This is a genomic window from Ruminococcus sp. 210702-SL.1.03 (assembly GCF_020559915.1).
In the GTDB taxonomy this organism is placed as follows: Bacteria; Bacillota; Clostridia; order Oscillospirales; family Ruminococcaceae; genus YE71.
Genome location: NZ_JAJCLZ010000014.1, coordinates 13,975 through 30,113, shown reverse-complemented (window position 1 = coordinate 30,113; position 16,139 = coordinate 13,975). Strand labels below are relative to the sequence as shown.

The following is a 16,139-nucleotide window of genomic DNA, read 5'->3' as shown; positions in this document are numbered from 1 at the left end:
CCGACATGAAAGAATTTAACTACACAATCACAGACGAGATAGGCATACACGCAAGACCTGCGGGAATGCTGGCGAAGAAGGCAAAAGCTTTTGAGAGCAGCGTGACGATCGCGAAAGGCGAGAAAGAGGCTGCGCTGACGAAGCTGATGGCGGTAATGGCGCTTGGCGTGAAGCATGGCGATACCGTAACGGTGAAAGCCGAAGGCGCAGATGAGGAAGCCGCTATCGCGGAAATAAAGAAGTTCTTTGAGGAAAATCTGTAAGAAAAGCAGGCTTTCCAAACAAAGTAAAATACGCGGCAGAAACGCCGAGCACGAACAAACGAACGGCGTGAATATAAAAAGCGCGGGATGCAACGACGCGTGGAAAGTCGGCTTCGCCGATTTCCGAGAAGTTGGCTACGCCAACTTCCCACTTTGTTTCCCTTACCAAACGAAAGAGAGTCGCCTATCCAAAAATGCGGTTGCAAGGCGCGTGGAAATCAGCAAAGCTGAGTTTCCTGCTTTGCCGAGGGGGTCGAGGGGGGCGAGAAGCCCCAATCGTCGCCGTCCGCAGACGGCGAAACTCCCCATACCGAAGGGCGCTCCGCATAGGGTGAATGGGAAAGTCGGCTTCGCCGAATTTCCTAAATCAGTCCGGTGGACTGATTTTCAAGAGGGGCATGCCCTGCAAGGGAGGGCTGCCCCTAGTCCGTCGCCCGTAGACAAAACCCTTCAAGGGCGCAAGCCCTTGAACGAACAAAGTAAAAGCCCCCAACTCAAAATCCCCACACCCCCAGCAATCAACAAAACACAAAAAATAAAAAGGAGTTGACCGGATATGAAAAAGTTTAACGGAAAAGGCGTGTACGGCGCAGTGGCTATCGGAAAAATATCAGTTTTCAAAAAGCCCGACGCGGCAATAAAGAGAGTGCGCGTTGAGGATACCGAAAAGGAAAAGGAAAGGGTAGCACAGGCTAAGGCTGCCGCCGCTGAGCAGCTCCGGAAAATATACGAAAAGGCGCTCAAAGAGGTCGGCGAAACTAACGCGCAGATCTTCGAGATACACATGATGATGCTCGAAGACGACGATTATAACGAGTCGATAGAAAATATCATCGACAGCCAGAGCGTAAACGCCGAGTACGCAGTAGCCCTTACCGCCGATAACTTCGCCGAGATGTTCGCCTCGATGGACGACCCGTATATGCAGGCGCGCTCCGCCGACGTTAAGGATATTTCTAATAGGATGATCGCTAACCTTACAGGCGCGGCGGCTGACGGCGCGGAAACTAACGATAAAATGATAGTATGCGCCGACGACCTCGCCCCCAGCGAAACTATCTCGCTCGATAAGGATAAGGTGCTGGCTTTCGTTACCGCGCACGGCTCTTCAAATTCACATACCGCGATACTCGCGCGTAATATGAACATACCCGCAGTTATCGGCGTGGGCGATGAGTTTCTCGCGCAGATAAACGACGGCGATACCGCTATCGTAGACGGCTTTACAGGCGAGATATACCTCGACCCCGATGAACAGACCCTCGCAAAGATGGAGGAAAAACGCGCCGCCGATGAGGAGAAAAAACGCTTGCTCCAAGACCTGAAGGGCAAGGAGAACGTTACCCTTGATGGCAAAAAGATAAATATTTATGCCAATATAGGCGGCGTGGATAATATCGGTGCAGTGCTTCTTAACGACGCAGGCGGCATAGGCCTTTTCCGCAGCGAATTTCTGTATCTGGAAAATACCGATTACCCTACCGAGGAACAGCAGTTCCACGCATATAAACGCGTGCTCGAAAGCATGGCGGGCAAAAAAGTCATAATCCGTACTCTGGATATAGGCGCGGATAAACAGGTGGATTACTTCGGGCTGAAAAAAGAAGAAAACCCCGCCCTCGGCTTCCGCGCTATAAGAATTTGCCTTACCCGCCCCGAGATATTCAAGACACAGCTGCGCGCCCTCTACCGCGCTTCCGTTTACGGCGACCTGGGCATAATGTTCCCCATGATAACCAGCGTTTCAGAGGTTCAGCGCGTGCTCGCCGTCTGCGACGAGGTAAAGGCCGAGCTGAAAGAACAGGGTATAGAGTACAGCGAAAACGTAGAGCTGGGAATCATGATAGAAACGCCCGCCGCCGCCGTTATCAGCGATAAGCTCGCTCCTATGGTGGACTTTTTCAGCGTCGGCACAAACGACCTCACCCAGTATACCCTCGCCTGCGACCGCCAGAACCCCGATATAGAGCAGTTCTGCGATACCCACCACGAGGCTATACTTCGCCTGATAGAGATGTCCGCCGAAAACGCTCACAAAAACGGCGCTTGGATAGGCATTTGCGGCGAGCTTGCGGCAGATACCACCCTTACCGAAACTTTTCTGCGCATGGGCATAGACGAGCTTTCCGTTTCGCCGACATTTGTCCTCAAAGTGCGCGACGCGGTGAGAAAGTGCGACCTCAGCAAATAAATGCCCCGCGTATCGCGGTACAAGCAGCACGCCGACAAAAACTAAAGCATAATAACAAAGACCTGCACTTTTTACGGTGCAGGTCTTTTGCTTTTGCGTGGGGTCGTAGGTCACTCGTCGTTCGTGCCGTGCATACGCTCGAATTTGTGCGCGGGACGGGTGAAAAGCAGCGCCAGCATCATCAGCATGGCGGTCGCCGCAAGGCTTATAGGGTAGACGGTCATTATCGTTTCAAACGTTCTGCTGGTCGGGAATACGAACTTTATCCATGTAAGGCGTATTCCGCATACGCCGAGGGTGGTCAGCAGGGCGGGTACGAAGGAAATTCCGAAGCCGCGCATATAGCCCGACATCACCTCGTACAGCATACTGAAAAAGTAGCCCGAGAATATGTAGATAAGGCGCGTATAGCCTATGCTGATTACCGCGGGGTCGCTGTTGAATATCGAAAGCAGCGGCTTGCCGGCGGCGAGCACTATGCCTATCGCGAGGGCTGCCGCGGCGGTATCCTCCGCCAGACTGAGCGCCAGCGTGCGGCGGCAGCGGCGCATCTTCTTTGCGCCGTAGTTTTGTCCGACAAAGGTCGTGCACGCCTGCGCGAACGAGTTTATTATGTAGTAAGCCAGTATCTCGAGATTAAAAGCCGCGCTCGAAGCCGCTATAACGTCTGTACCCAGGCTGTTTATAGCCGACTGCACCACTATGTTTGCGAAAGAGAATACCGCGCCCTGCAGGCCCGCGGGCATGCCTATGCGCATTATTCGCAGAAATACCGAGCGGTGTATGCGCAGCTTTTTCGGGTCTACTTTGATCATCTTGTCGCTGCGGATAAGCTTTCGCAGAAGTATAGCCGAGCTGAAAAGGTTTGAGATTACCGTGGCGGTCGCAACTCCGCTGACTGTCATTTTCAGCACTATTACAAAAAAGAGGTTCAGCGCTACGTTCAGCAGTCCCGAGAAAAATAGCGCGATAAGCGGCGAACGTGTGTCGCCCACGCTGCGGAATATCGCCGCCTCGAAGTTGTAGAGGAATATTACGGGCATACCCAGCAGGTATATCCGCAGGTACTGCATGGCGTATGGGTAGACCTCTGCGGGCAGATTCAGCGCGTTCATTATCCACCCTGCCGAAAGCTCGCCCAGCAGTGCTATCACCGCGCCGCCCAGCAGAGCCGCGATTATAGAGGTATGCACCGCCTTGTGTACTGTTTTTTCATCGCCGCTTCCGATGGCGTTTGCGATTATTACGTTCGCGCCCAGCGCCACGCCTATGAAAAGGTTCAGTATCAGCCCGATGACGGGGCTGTTCGCGCCCACTGCCGCGACCGCTATCGTGCTCTTATCGCCCGTGAAATTGCCCACTACCGCGAGGTCTGAGGCATTAAAAAGCTGCTCCAGTATGGCGGTGGCAGCCACGGGCAGCGCGAAAAGCGGCAGCTTGTTCCAGATAGAGCCGTTCAGCATATCTATCTTAGCGCCGTTTTTTTCTTTTTTCATTTTCATTACTCACCCTTACAAACTTATAAAAAGTTACATCGCTTATTCTCTTCATGCTATTATTTTTGTAAGAGCAATTATATCACAAAAATTTCAAAAAAACAATGCTGAATTTTTTAATCAATTGTGTATAGGTCTGTTATTTGCTATCAGCCGCCGAAGCCTTTCAGCGCTACCAGTCGGCGGGAAAATTCCTGAGAAAATCCGCGGCTGACGGGCAGACGCACGCCGCCTGTTAGCGTAACGCTGCGCGAGGTGAATGAGATTATGCGGGCGCTGTTTACGGCGTAGCTTTTGTGGCACTGCAAAAAGCTTTTCGGCAGGTCGCGCAGCAGCTCGCCCAGCTTGCCGTTTATCGGCAGGTCGCCGCCCTCGCTGTGTATCACGAGCGTTTTGTTGCTGCTTTCGATGTAGATTATCTCCTCTGAGGGCAGGAAGAGGGTCTGCCCTCCGCTTTTCACCATCAGCGTTTCGCGCTCGGTATCGGCTAAGGCGCGCAGTTTATCCAGCGTTTTGCGCACGGCGGCGGGGTCGGCGGGCTTGGTCATAAAAGCCGCGGGGGTGAGGTCAATATCGCGCAGAAAAATATCTTGACAGTATTTCTCGGCATAGCTGCTGACAAACACCACGGGTATACTGCGGTAAGCGTGGGTTATGCAGGAGGCAAGCTCTATACCGTTGGTCTTTTTAAGCTCGATGTCGATAAAAAGCGCCGAAATATCCATGTAATTGCGGCGTATGTACTCGGTGCAGACGTCCTCGCTGCCGAAAGTTACAAGCTCGTCCCCCTCGGGCGCGGCTTCGGCGTAAGCCTCGGCAAAAAGGCGTATGTAGTTCGGGTCGTCGTCTAAAAGCACTATCTTGTTCGTTTTCAAGGTCTTGGGTTCTCCTAACAAAGAATTATTGCCAAAACAGCCATCGCAAGCAGGAACACCGCGTTCGCGGCGGTGAAGCAGGCTAGATATCTGCCCTTTTCAGCGGGCTTTTCGCGGCATATCTGCTTGTACGAGATAAGGCTCGCCATAGAGGCGATGAGCGTGCCCAGTCCGCCGATGTTTGTGCCGACTATCAGCGCGCGGACGTTATCCGTAAAGGCCGAGAGCAGTATCGCGCAGGGCACGTTGCTTATTATCTGGCTCGCAGCCGCCGCTGTAAAAAGCTCGCGCCCGCCGATGAACCTGCGCAGTGCGCCGCTGAACGCAGGTACAGCGCTGACGTTGCCGATAAAGATGAAAAATCCGCAGAATGTCAGCAGCAAGCTCCAGTCGATGTTTTTCAGCACCGCGCGGTCGGCGGATATGGTGCATATCAGCGCCGCCGCAGCCGCGACCTGCCACGGCAGTACCCGCGCTACGGTCAGCAGGCATAGCGCGAAAAGCGCGGCGTACATAGCCAGCCTGCCGCGGTGTATCTCGGGCAGGTCGGTATTGTCGGTATTATTATCGGTCGGCATATCCTGCGCGGGCAGCGCCGAGAGAGCGCCGCTTTTGCGGCAGAGCATATACGCCCACCCCGCGAGCATCGCCCCCGCCAGCAGGGTGTACGGCAGCATAAGCTTTATAAATCCCCCGACACGCATACCCGAAAGCCCGTAGAGATACAGATTTTGCGGATTTCCTATCGGGGTGAGCATACTGCCCAGGTTCGCGGCGATGGTCTGCATTACGGTAACGGGTATCGCCAGCCGCGCGCCGCCCTCGAGCCTGCTCAGCGCGGCAAGGCTCAGCGGAACGAAGGTTATCAGCGCAACGTCGTTCGTGATAGCCATGCTCGCGAAAAAGCAAGCCGCCGTCAGCGCGAGCACAAGCTGAAAATGCGTGCGTGCCGAGCGGGTCAGCAAGCCCGCCGCCCTCTCGAAAATGCCCATTCGCCTGCAACCCTCGGTCACCGCCATCAGCGAAAACAGCAGCCCCAGCGTGCGGAAGTCGATGTACCCCGCGTAAGCCCTGCTGGGCGGCACGAATACTGCCGATACCGCCGCAAGCCCCATAGCCGCGAGCAGCACCGTTTCGCGCCGCGCGAAGTCCGCAGCTTTTTTCAGTACAGCGCTCAATTTTCTTCGCCCGCCGTTTCCGCGACGCCTACGACGCCCGCTTTGTAAGCCGCGCCCCATTTCGCCATAGCTTCCAGTATCGGCGACATACTTTTGCCCAGCGGGGTGAGGGTGTACTCTACGCGCGGCGGCACTTCGGCGAATACTTCGCGCGTTACCAGCCCGTTATCCTCCATGTCCCGCAGATTTGAGGTCAGCACCTTCTGCGATATTCCGCCCACCGAGCGTTTCAGCTCGCCGAAGCGCTTAGTGCCCGTTTGCAGGTCGCGCAGTATAAGCACCTTCCACTTATCACCGATGAGCAGCAGGGTAGTTTCCACGGGGCAGGCGGGCAGTTCAGATCTGTTTATCATATCAAGTACCTACTTTCTATCTAACGCCAACGCTTATGGTTTCTAAAAGTGCGCTGGTATCTTTTTTATACGCTTGATATAATTTTAGCAGTTTTTCGGCAGATTGTCAAGAATAGCGTGAAAAAGCGACAAAAATTTTTCGCGCGGGGGCGCGGCGGTTTATGAAAATCTACGAAATCGCGCCGCGGGGCTTTACAGATACCGCAAAGTGTGATAAAATAATATCTGCAAAAAATTGAATGATTACTGGTCTTATTGGAAACGCACACGAGGGTTCTCTTTTACATTCGTGATAACGAACAACACAAAAAATTGTTCGCAGTCTATTGAAATGTAAAGGAGATTTTTTTATGCAGAAAAGTAAACTCGGAAATTTCGTATTCACCGCCGTAATGGCTTTCGTGATGGTGTACGCTATGGTGTGCTACAATATAGCGCTGGATAAGGGCGGCATGAGCAACGCCGTATTCCTGCTGGCTTTTCACGAGATACCTATAATGTGGCCCGCAGCCGTGATATTAGAACTTTTGGTGGCGGAGCGCGCCGCCGCTAAGCTGGCTTTTCGCTTCGTAACGCCGCAGAGCAGCCCCATTGCGATAACGCTCGCTATGTCCTCTATGATAGTATGCGTGATGTGCCCGATAATGAGCCTGCTCGCGACCTGCCTTTTCATGCACCCCGGCAAGCAGGTGATAGCCCTTTGGCTGCAAAAAGTAGTGCAGAATTTCCCGATGGCGCTTTGCTGGCAGATATTCTACGCCGGCCCCGCCGTAAGAAATCTGATGAAGCTTTTTGAGAAAAAGTCTGCCGAGTCTGACAAGCCGGCCGAATCAGCCGTATCCGCCGAGCGCGCCTAAAATTTGCCGTACAGAATAACGCCTATACAAAAAGAGCCTGCATTCGCTGTAATAAAAGCGTGCCGGCTCTTTCTGCATTTACAGGGGGGACTTTTTTGTTATTAAGATTGGGGTATCTTACCTCTTTCTTTTGTCCAATATCATATTACCACACCGCCCGCCGCTTTTCAAGGCTTTTGGCGAAACTGGCGCTTATAACGCGAAAACAGCAGGCTTGTTCACCTGCTGTTCATAAATTGCATTGTTCATATCTTCTCCACTTCGGCGGCGAGGTCTTGCGCGAAGCGGCGGTACAGCGCCGTGAACTGCTCGCGCTCCTCAGCAGTCCAGCGGGTGTAGAAAGCGTTTTCCGCCGCTACCAGTCGTTCGGCGGTTCTCTTCATGTGCTCGCTGCCGCGCGGGGTCAGGTATATCAGCGTGTTGCGCCCCTCGCCCTGCTTTAGGTAGATCATTCCCGCCTTTTCCAGCCGCCGCAGCGATGAATTTACCGTGGTGCGCGGCAGATTTGTCATTCGGCAGATGGTGCTTTGGCGGCAGCCCTCGCCCTGATCGTATATCATGTAGAGTATGTTCAGCTCGCTGTCTGACACGCCGAGCTTTCGCGCAGCCTCGCGGTAAATGCCGTTCACCGTGCCGATTATACTGTTTATCTCCTTCATCTCGACTTTAAGCATAGTGGTACCTGCCCCTCAGCTTTATCAGACAAGTCGCCGAAAGCACCAGCGCCAGCGCTTCCGCAACCACTATCGCGCACCAAACACCCGTAAGCCCGAATATAGCGGGCAGCAGAAGCACGCTGAATATCTGAAAGACAAGCGTTCTGCCGAAAGATATAAGCGCCGAGATAAGACCGTTGTTGAGCGCCGTGAAGAAAGACGAAGCGTAGATATTGAAGCCCGAGAGCAGGAACGAGAGCGAGTATATGCGGAAAGCCTGCTCGGTCATGGCGTAAAGCTCGGGGTCGTAGCCGACGAATATCTTCGCGAGAAGCGGCGCGGCAAGCTGCGCGATCATAGCGATGACGAGCGCCGCCGTGCCGATTATGCGCAGGCTTTTGCGCAGTATGCTTTTCAGCTCGTCATGATTTTTCGCGCCGTAGTGGTAGCCGGTAACGGGCGCAGTGCCTATCGAGTAGCCGACGTACATACCTACGAATATAAAGCTAACGTACATTATAACGCCGTATGCCGAAACGCCGTTTTTGCCCGTGAGCCGCATGAGCTGATAATTGTAGAGCATATTTACCAGCGACATAGAAACGTTTGTCATAAATTCCGAAGAGCCGTTGGTGCAGGTCTTAGCCAAAGCTTTGCCGTCGAAATGCGTTTTGCCGAGGCGCAGATCGCTGCTGTTTGGCGATATGAAATATATCAGAGGTATGATCCCGCCGATGCACTGGCTAATGGCGGTAGCCGCCGCCGCGCCCGCAACGCCTTTGTGCAGCACCGCGAGGAAAAACCAGTCGAGCACCATATTTGAAACGCCCGCCGCTATCGTGACGTACAGCCCAAAATGCGGCCTTTCGGCGGTAACGAAAAAGCTCTGGAAAACGTTTTGCAGCATGAATGGCACGAGCGCCAGCATTATAATCCTGCCGTAGGTAACGCAGTAGCCGAGCATATCTGCGTCCGCGCCGAGCGCCTGAGCTACGGGGCGCATTAGCGCTATCCCCAGCAGGGTGAACACCGCGCCCACGCTTGTCAGCGCGTATATCAGCAGCGAGAATATCTCGTTAGCCTTATCCTTCTGCTGCTGACCCAGCTTCATAGATACCAGCGCGCTGCCGCCCGCGCCGACCATAAAGCCCACCGCGCCGAATACCATAAGGAACGGCATGATAAAATTCACGGCGGCAAACTGGGTAGAGCCTGCGTAATTTGATACGAAAAAGCCGTCTACCACGCCGTATATCGAGGTGAATATCATCATCACGACAGAGGGCAGAGTAAAGCGCAGCAGCCGCGAATAAGTAAAATGATCTGATAATCTGATCTTCATATAGATATGCTCTCCTTTATGTACGAAATCGTACATTGCTTATTATAGCAGGAATAGCGGCAAAGTCAAGCGCGTTCATGATTTTTTTACAATGATGTTTTCAAAACTCACCTTTTGTAATGACCTCATGTTGAAATTTGTCAAAAAATATGCTATAATAAGACAGATAATATATTGAAACTCAAATATTCTCAAATAAAGGGGAAGAATGAAGTATGCAGGATATTGGCGAAAGGCTCAGCTCTTACGAGCCGCTTTGGGAAAACTGGTATAGAGAAAGCTTTATCGGCGGCGGCTCTTTCGGCAAAGTGTATAAGCTGCGGCGCGATTTTTACGGCGAAACAGCTTACTCGGCGGTAAAGATAATACCTATAATAGTAAACGACGCGCTGAAGCCGAAGAATGTGGATACGCAGACCTATATAGAGCAGCGGCGCAGCGCCGTGGTGCAGGAGATAAAGAATATGCACAAGCTCGAGGGCTACCCCTACCTCGTTCACTGCATAGCCGACTCTATAAAAGATATTCGCGGCGATAACGGCGAGCTTGTCGGCTTCGACGTGCTGATACAGATGAATTACTACACCGCCCTTGCCGACGAGATGAAGCGGAGCGGCGCGCTGGATACCGCGCAGGTGCAGAAGCTTGCCACGCAGATAGCCGCCGCGCTGAAAGCTATGCACGATATAAATATGCTCCACCGCGACGTAAAGGTAGAGAACATATTCATCGACGAAAACGGCGATTACCTGCTGGGGGATTTCGGCGTATCGAAACAGGGCGAATCGAGCAGCTGCTCTACCCTCGCGGGCACTCAGCCCTTCATAGCGCCCGAAGTATGGAACGTTCAGCGCACCAACCGCCGCTACGCCAATACCGCCGACATCTACTCATACGGCATAACGCTCTACTACCTGCTGAATGACAATATGCTGCCGCTGACCGAGGGCAGCTTTACGGAAAATCAGGTGAACGACGCTATATTCGCGCGGCTGAACGGAAAAGCATTCCCCCCGCCGAAAAACGGCTCGGCGCTGCTGAAAGAGATAGTTATGAAATGCTGCGCCTACCGCCCCGAAGACCGCTTTCAGGACGCGGGCGAGATAATAGAAGCGTTTAATAACGGCAAGGTCGAGAGCCGCTGTCAGCCTAAGATAATGCCGAAGCCAGCCGCTAAGGACGCTTACGCTACCGTTTACGCTGGCGAGGGCGAAGAGCCGCAGAGGGCGCAGCAGAAAAACCGTCCGCAAAACGTTTTGCCTGTTTCGCCGGTGATAAACCGCCGCACGCCTGCAAGACCTCAGCAGCGCCCGCCGCAGTATCGCGCCGGCAATGCGAATGACCCTAACCCCGGCGGGCGTTATCCCACGGGGCAAAGACCCGCGCCGCGGCAGTACGGCTCTTACAGACCAAACAATTCATACCGTCCGAACGGGCAGTACGGCACATACCCGCCGCGTGGAACATACCGCCCCGCGCCTGCGCCGAAAAAGCAAAAGCGCAGCCCTTTCGCAGTGCTCTCGGTGATCATCACGATATTCACGGTGGCGATAACGGTGCTGCTGGTGCTTTATGTGCTGGATATGGAGGACGGCGAGAGCGGTGCGCAGGCTAAGCTGTACGAATACACATACGATATGAATGAGGGAAGCTTTGAAGATGGATACGAACCGTACTATTTACTACAAACCGAAGCCCGCGAAAACGGCTTCGCTGCTGATAATAGATAAGCTCTGCAAGCCCACGGTGGTGACCCTTACGGGAGATAAAACGCTGGGGCGCGATTATCCGCAGGCAGACTGCGATATACGTCTGCTCTCGCAGATAGTCAGCCGCCGCCACGGCGAATTTATATTCGACGACTCTGACGGCGCGAATTACTATATCGACAACAACAGCTACAACGGCACATACATAAACGGCGAGCGCCTAGCGCCGTACAACGACCGCGGCTCGCGCGCATACCGCCTTTCAGACGGCGATATTATCCGCATAGACCACGCCGAGCTTCATTCGCCGCACCCCGACGCGGTGCTGATAGTTTTCAGCACGAGCTTTGATATGAACGAGAAATGGAGCACGCTGGATATTAGCCGCATGGACGCGCTGAGCATCGGCAGGGGCGAGAACTGCACCCTGCGGCTGGGCGACCTTATGGCTTCGCGCTGCCACGCTATGATGCTGCACGAGGGCGGCTGCTGGTATATAGAGGATAACGGCAGCACCAACGGCGTGGGCGTGAACGGCGAAGAGATCTCGCGGCAGACGCGGCTTTTCGACAACGACGTTATACGCATAGCGAACACCACGCTCGTCATGACCCACGGCAGGCTTTTTTACAATAACGGCGGCGGAAAAGAGCGCTCGGCGCTGATGGTGGATATACGCGCGAAGAAAGTAGACTTCGGCAGAAAGACCCTGCTGAAAGATATACGCGCCGAGTTTGAAAACGGCGACTTTGTGCTTATACTCGGCGGCTCGGGCGCGGGCAAGACCACGCTTATCCGCGCGATATTGGGCGAGAGCAAGGCTGAGGGCAGGATAATACTAAACGGGCAGGACTTATACAAAAATTTCAAGAACATGAAATCGCAGATAGGCATGGTGCCGCAGTTCCTCACCCTGCGCAAGAACGACACCGTGCGCAACACGCTGATGGATACGGCGGGCATAAAGCTGGGCAGCTGCACCAAGCAGAAGCGCGAGCAGAGGGTGGATAATATACTCGAACACGTCGGCATAAAAGAGCACCAAAACAAGCTGATAGGTCAGCTAAGCGGCGGTCAGCAGAAAAAGGCGGCGGTGGCGAACCAGCTCGTCGGCTTTCAGAAGGTATTCATCTGCGACGAGCCTGACTCGGGACTGGACGCGGCTTCGCGCACGCAGCAGATGGAGATACTGAAAGAAATATCGCAGGAAAACAAGATAGTAATGGTGATAACCCACGAGCCGGACGACGCAGTGCAGGTGATAGACGGCGTGAAAAAGAGCCTTTTCACCAAGGTGATAGTGCTGGCGCGAAACTCGGTAGACCGCGCGGGACACCTAGCCTTTTACGGAAGCGTGGAAAACGCGCTGGCGTTTTTTGGCGTGAGCAGATTGCAGGACATAATGATAGAGATAAACCCGCCTGCCGAGGGCGGCAAGGGCAGGGCGGATGAATACATCCGCAAATACAAAATGCTGACTGGGGGCAGGAACATTGGATAACGCATCATTCGCGGCGCAGACCTCGATATACTTCAAAAAGATACGGCGAATAGCGCTGAAAGAGAAGTTTTGGAAATTCGTAGTGTTCGCGGCGATAATCTCGCTGATAGTGGCGCTGGTGGTCGGAAAAGATATGTTCACTACCTACGAGGCTACGAAATCGGGCTTTTTCTCGATAGCCTCGGCGGGGATATGGATAGGCATATTCAACTCTATACAAAATATCTGCAAAGAGCACGAGATAATACGCGCCGAGTACCGCTCTGGCATGAAGATCTCGGCTTACGTCACGGCGAACGTGCTTTGGCAGTTTATCATCTGCCTGATACAGTCGGTGATAATGACGGCGGTATGCGCGGCTTTTATCGACTTTAACAGCGAAGGCATAATCATGCCCGCGATAGCGGAATATTTCATCACTATACTGCTCATCACATTCGGCGCGGATATAATGGGCATAATGATAAGCTCGATAGCGGGCACGCCCACCACCGCCATGACGATAATGCCATTCGTGCTGATATTGCAGCTAATAATGAGCGGCGTGCTTTTCGACCTTACGGGCTGGAGCGAGAAGATCTCTTACATAACTTTCAGCAAGTGGGGCATGAGCGCTTTTGGCAGCACCGCCGACCTAAACAGCGACGCTTTTCCGCTGAAACTCAGCGAGGTGTTCCCGCAGGTGGTGAAGCTTGAAACTGAGGACTGCTACGACCACACTGCGGGCAACCTCATGAGCGCGTGGGGAATGTGCGCGCTGATAAGCGCAGTCTGCTACGTCGTGAGCATACTCAGCCTGAAAATAAGAAACCACGACTCCTAACTTGCGCAGGGGGGATTAGGCAAGATGAAAGTGAAGAAAGACGAACTGAAAATAAAGGCACAGCGGGCGTTCGCCATGCCGAATATGACATTTGATATAAGCATAAGCACCCACAGCGGGCTTGTGCGCGCGGTGAACGAGGACAGCTTTTCGCTGAACGGCTACCGCAGGCGGCGGGAGAAGAGCGCGCTTACCTACCGCGAGCAGATGACGGGCGGGGCTTTTATGCTGGAAGTCTGCGACGGCATGGGCGGCGAGGCTTGCGGCGACCTTGCGGCTGAAACGGCTGCGGTGCACAGCGCGGCGCTTTTTGAAAAGCTCAACACCCTGCCCGCCGAAAGGCTCGAGGGCGCGGTGAACGAGTACGTCGCGGAGGTGAACGGCGAGATATGCCGCCTGCTGGGAAACAGCGGCTCTCATCGCGGCGGCACTACCTTTGCGCTTGTGTATATCCGCGGCGGGGTGGCTTACCCCTTTTCATTGGGCGACAGCAGGATATACCTCTGCGCGGGCGGGAACATCGACCAAATAAGCTTTGACCACACGCTTGCTATGCGCAAGTACATGGCGAACATCTACACGCTCGAGGAGGCGGAAAACAGCCCCGACAGCCACAAGCTTACGCTTTTTCTGGGCGTAGACGCAGAGGGCAGAGGGCTTACGGCGCAGACCTACGAGCCTATACAGCTCGAGCGCGGCATGAAGCTGCTGCTTTGCAGCGACGGCCTTTACGATATGTGTCCGCAGGAGGAGATAGCGCGGATAATGTCGGGCGAAACGCTCGGCTGCGCGAAAAAGCTTGTAAAAAGTGCGCTGGCGCACGGCGGCATAGACAACATAACCTGCGCGGCGGCGGGATTTATAAAGTAAAACAGCACCAAAAACGGGAGAAAGCTTCAAAAAGGCTTTCTCCCGTTTCTTAATATCAGTACCTAAAAATCACTTTTCGCATTTATGCCGAATGTGTATGATCTGCGGTTTACTTGGTGGTGATGACCTTTACGTCAGACCAGTCGCCGTATATCTTCTTGCCGCCTACGGTGGTGTAGCTGCGTACTTTTACGAAACATGTCTTGCCCGATCTCAGCTTGCTTACGCTCAGCGAGGTCGTGCTGTTGGTCTTTACATACTTCGATCTGCCGTTCTCAAAGTCGGAATTGTTGGCGTATTTGAGCTGGTAGCCGTCAGCCATGCTCTGCTTTTTCCACTTTGCGGTAAATCCGCCCTTAGCCGCCTTTATCTTGGTTATCTTCTGCTTAGCGGTGGATATTTTGAAAGTTTTGCTGAAGCTTCCGCTGTATTCGCCGCAGCCCTTTACGGTAACGGTCGCCATGCCTATATTCTTGTTATTGGAGTAAGAAACGGTGAAGTCTTTATTTAGTGTGAGCTTTTTGCCGCCGAGGTATGCGCGGACTTCGGGGGTCTTGGTCTTGCCGTCGTAAACGTACTTGCTGCTGGAAAGTTTTATGCGCGCTTCGGAGATGAGGCGCAGGCTCTCGGGCTTGTTGCAGTGCATTTTTGCGGACTTTATGTCTTTTCTGAAATCGCCCTCTATGGCGTTCCACTCGTCGGCGCTGCCGGTGTACCAGATGTTCTTTACGGGCGAGTCGGCGAAAGCTTCCGTGCCGATGGTCTTTACGCTCTTAGAGATTATGACGGTCTTGAGCGAATCGCAGAGCGAGAATGCGGAGCTGCCGACGCTCTCTACGCTTTCTGGTATCTTTACGGTCTTGAGCGAGGTGGCGGCGAACGCCGCTTCGCCAATGGTCTTTACGCCGGGCTTGATGTCAACGCTTTCGAGGGATAAGCACATCGAGAAAGCCGCGTCGCCTATGCTTTCAACAGATGCGGGTATGGTTATGCGGTAAAGCGCCATGCAGAGCATGAAAGCGCCATCATCTATCTTCGTAACGCTGTCAGGTATCTTGACGCTGAAAACCAGCGCGCCCGCGAATGCGCCGCTGCCTATGCGCTTTACGCCATCTGGTACTTTAGCCGTGCCGACAACGTAGTTTGCGCTTACGAGTACATCGTTTACCACAACGTACTGGTTTTCTGCGACCTTATTGTTCAGCCATGCGCTCTCGAGAAAAGCCAACATGCCGAAGTCCTGCACGGTAGAGGGTATGGTAATATCGCTGAGGTTTTCGCAGGCGTAGAAAGCCATATCGCCGATGCTCTCAACGCCCTCGGGGATAACTATTTTCTCGAGGGTGGTGTTTTCCTGAAAAGCGGCCTCGCCTATAGCGGTAACGGGCTTGCCGTCTATCTCAGCGGGAATGGTGAGCGACTTAGCCTTGCTCTTAAAGCCGGTGATGGTGATATTGCCGTCGTTGTCGGCTTTATATTTCAGACCCTTAGGCACACTTGCCTCAGCGGTGATGTCGGCGGTGTTCACGTCAGCGGCGCTTTCGTCGGCAGACTTAGTATCAGCCGCGCTGTTCTCCTCTGTTTCGGACGAGGTATCTTCAGCAGAGTCGGCAGAATCATCGGTATCCGCAGCAGTGGAAGTATCGTCCGCGAGCGAGCTGTCATCTGCGCTGTCAGAAAGAAGGCTTTCGTAAGCGTCGATCAGGTCGGGCGAAGCCGCAGGCTCAGCAAAAACGGCGGCAGAAGAGCCGAAAGTAAGGGTAACGGCAAGCGCCGCAGCCAATATTTTTTTCATAGTGCATATCTCCTTATATCAGTAACGTTTGAGTTGCCTTTTGTTTTATGAATAAATTATAACATCTCAAAGCGTGGATGTCAATGAAGATAAGGAGAAATTAAGATTTTTCAAGGGGAAAACCAAGAAAATTGGAAAATATAAGAGTAAAAGTATTAATAAAATATTCGATATGTGTCAATTTCGCCGTAAAAATGCAAGTTTCGCCGCAATTATTGAAAGACGTGTCG

The 16,139-nt window shown here is 53.3% G+C and carries 14 protein-coding genes; 7 read left to right on the top strand and 7 right to left on the bottom strand.

Annotated elements, in window-relative coordinates:
- Nucleotides 1-5: 5 nt before the first annotated feature.
- Together LI114_RS08830 and ptsP are read left to right on the top strand one after the other, a co-directional pair.
- Complete coding sequence (locus tag LI114_RS08830) at nt 6-263, top strand: HPr family phosphocarrier protein (RefSeq protein WP_022128121.1); 258 nt, start codon at nt 6-8, stop codon at nt 261-263.
- Between the two features lie 556 nt (nt 264-819).
- Nucleotides 820-2,454, top strand: a complete 1,635-nt coding sequence (ptsP, locus tag LI114_RS08825; RefSeq protein ID WP_227220368.1) for a phosphoenolpyruvate--protein phosphotransferase — start codon at nt 820-822, stop codon at nt 2,452-2,454.
- Nucleotides 2,455-2,564: 110 nt separating this feature from the next.
- On the opposite strand, the gene LI114_RS08820 is transcribed toward ptsP, so the two are convergent.
- The 4 genes from LI114_RS08820 to LI114_RS08805 form a co-directional block, all read right to left on the bottom strand.
- On the bottom strand, nt 2,565-3,950 hold the full coding sequence (locus LI114_RS08820; protein WP_227220367.1) for an MATE family efflux transporter: 1,386 nt from the start codon (nt 3,948-3,950) through the stop codon (nt 2,565-2,567).
- Between the two features lie 149 nt (nt 3,951-4,099).
- The gene (locus tag LI114_RS08815; RefSeq protein ID WP_022126712.1) at nt 4,100-4,825 is read right to left on the bottom strand and encodes a LytR/AlgR family response regulator transcription factor; all 726 of its coding nucleotides are present in this window, start codon (nt 4,823-4,825) and stop codon (nt 4,100-4,102) included.
- Between the two features lie 14 nt (nt 4,826-4,839).
- Nucleotides 4,840-6,003 (bottom strand): SLC13 family permease, encoded by a 1,164-nt coding sequence (locus LI114_RS08810; protein WP_264468261.1) that lies wholly within the window; start codon nt 6,001-6,003, stop codon nt 4,840-4,842.
- Entirely contained in the window at nt 6,000-6,356 is a 357-nt protein-coding gene (locus LI114_RS08805; RefSeq protein WP_227220366.1) for a winged helix-turn-helix transcriptional regulator, read from the bottom strand. Before LI114_RS08805 ends, LI114_RS08810 begins: the two co-directional genes overlap by 4 nt.
- Nucleotides 6,357-6,706: 350 nt before the next feature.
- Between LI114_RS08805 and LI114_RS08800 the strand changes: the two genes are divergently transcribed.
- The gene (locus tag LI114_RS08800; RefSeq protein ID WP_022126716.1) at nt 6,707-7,213 is read left to right on the top strand and encodes a DUF2798 domain-containing protein; all 507 of its coding nucleotides are present in this window, start codon (nt 6,707-6,709) and stop codon (nt 7,211-7,213) included.
- Between the two features lie 245 nt (nt 7,214-7,458).
- Here LI114_RS08800 and LI114_RS08795 read toward each other — a convergent pair whose 3' ends face one another.
- Both LI114_RS08795 and LI114_RS08790 read right to left on the bottom strand, forming a co-directional pair.
- A complete protein-coding gene (locus LI114_RS08795; RefSeq protein WP_227220365.1) occupies nt 7,459-7,887 on the bottom strand; it encodes a MarR family winged helix-turn-helix transcriptional regulator in 429 nt (142 codons plus the stop codon).
- Nucleotides 7,880-9,211: an MATE family efflux transporter gene (locus LI114_RS08790; RefSeq protein WP_227220364.1), complete on the bottom strand. Its 1,332-nt coding sequence runs from the start codon at nt 9,209-9,211 to the stop codon at nt 7,880-7,882. The genes LI114_RS08795 and LI114_RS08790 overlap by 8 nt, the downstream gene beginning before the upstream one ends.
- A 215-nt stretch (nt 9,212-9,426) precedes the next feature.
- Here LI114_RS08790 and LI114_RS08785 point away from each other — a divergent pair, with 215 nt between their 5' ends.
- Genes LI114_RS08785 through LI114_RS08770 form a run of 4 tightly spaced genes read left to right on the top strand, consistent with a single transcriptional unit; the run spans nt 9,427 to nt 14,114 of the window.
- Complete coding sequence (locus LI114_RS08785) at nt 9,427-10,941, top strand: serine/threonine protein kinase (protein WP_227220363.1); 1,515 nt, start codon at nt 9,427-9,429, stop codon at nt 10,939-10,941.
- Nucleotides 10,871-12,421, top strand: coding sequence for an FHA domain-containing protein (locus LI114_RS08780; RefSeq protein ID WP_227220362.1), 1,551 nt, complete (start codon nt 10,871-10,873; stop codon nt 12,419-12,421). Before LI114_RS08785 ends, LI114_RS08780 begins: the two co-directional genes overlap by 71 nt.
- Nucleotides 12,414-13,244 carry an ABC transporter permease gene (locus LI114_RS08775; protein WP_227220361.1) on the top strand — a complete coding sequence of 277 codons (831 nt, stop codon included), beginning with the start codon at nt 12,414-12,416 and terminating at the stop codon, nt 13,242-13,244. The genes LI114_RS08780 and LI114_RS08775 overlap by 8 nt, the downstream gene beginning before the upstream one ends.
- Before the next feature lie 24 nt (nt 13,245-13,268).
- A complete protein-coding gene (locus LI114_RS08770; RefSeq protein WP_227220360.1) occupies nt 13,269-14,114 on the top strand; it encodes a PP2C family protein-serine/threonine phosphatase in 846 nt (281 codons plus the stop codon).
- Nucleotides 14,115-14,223: 109 nt separating this feature from the next.
- Here LI114_RS08770 and LI114_RS08765 read toward each other — a convergent pair whose 3' ends face one another.
- Nucleotides 14,224-15,909, bottom strand: coding sequence for a leucine-rich repeat domain-containing protein (locus LI114_RS08765; RefSeq protein ID WP_227220359.1), 1,686 nt, complete (start codon nt 15,907-15,909; stop codon nt 14,224-14,226).
- Nucleotides 15,910-16,139 lie beyond the last annotated feature (230 nt).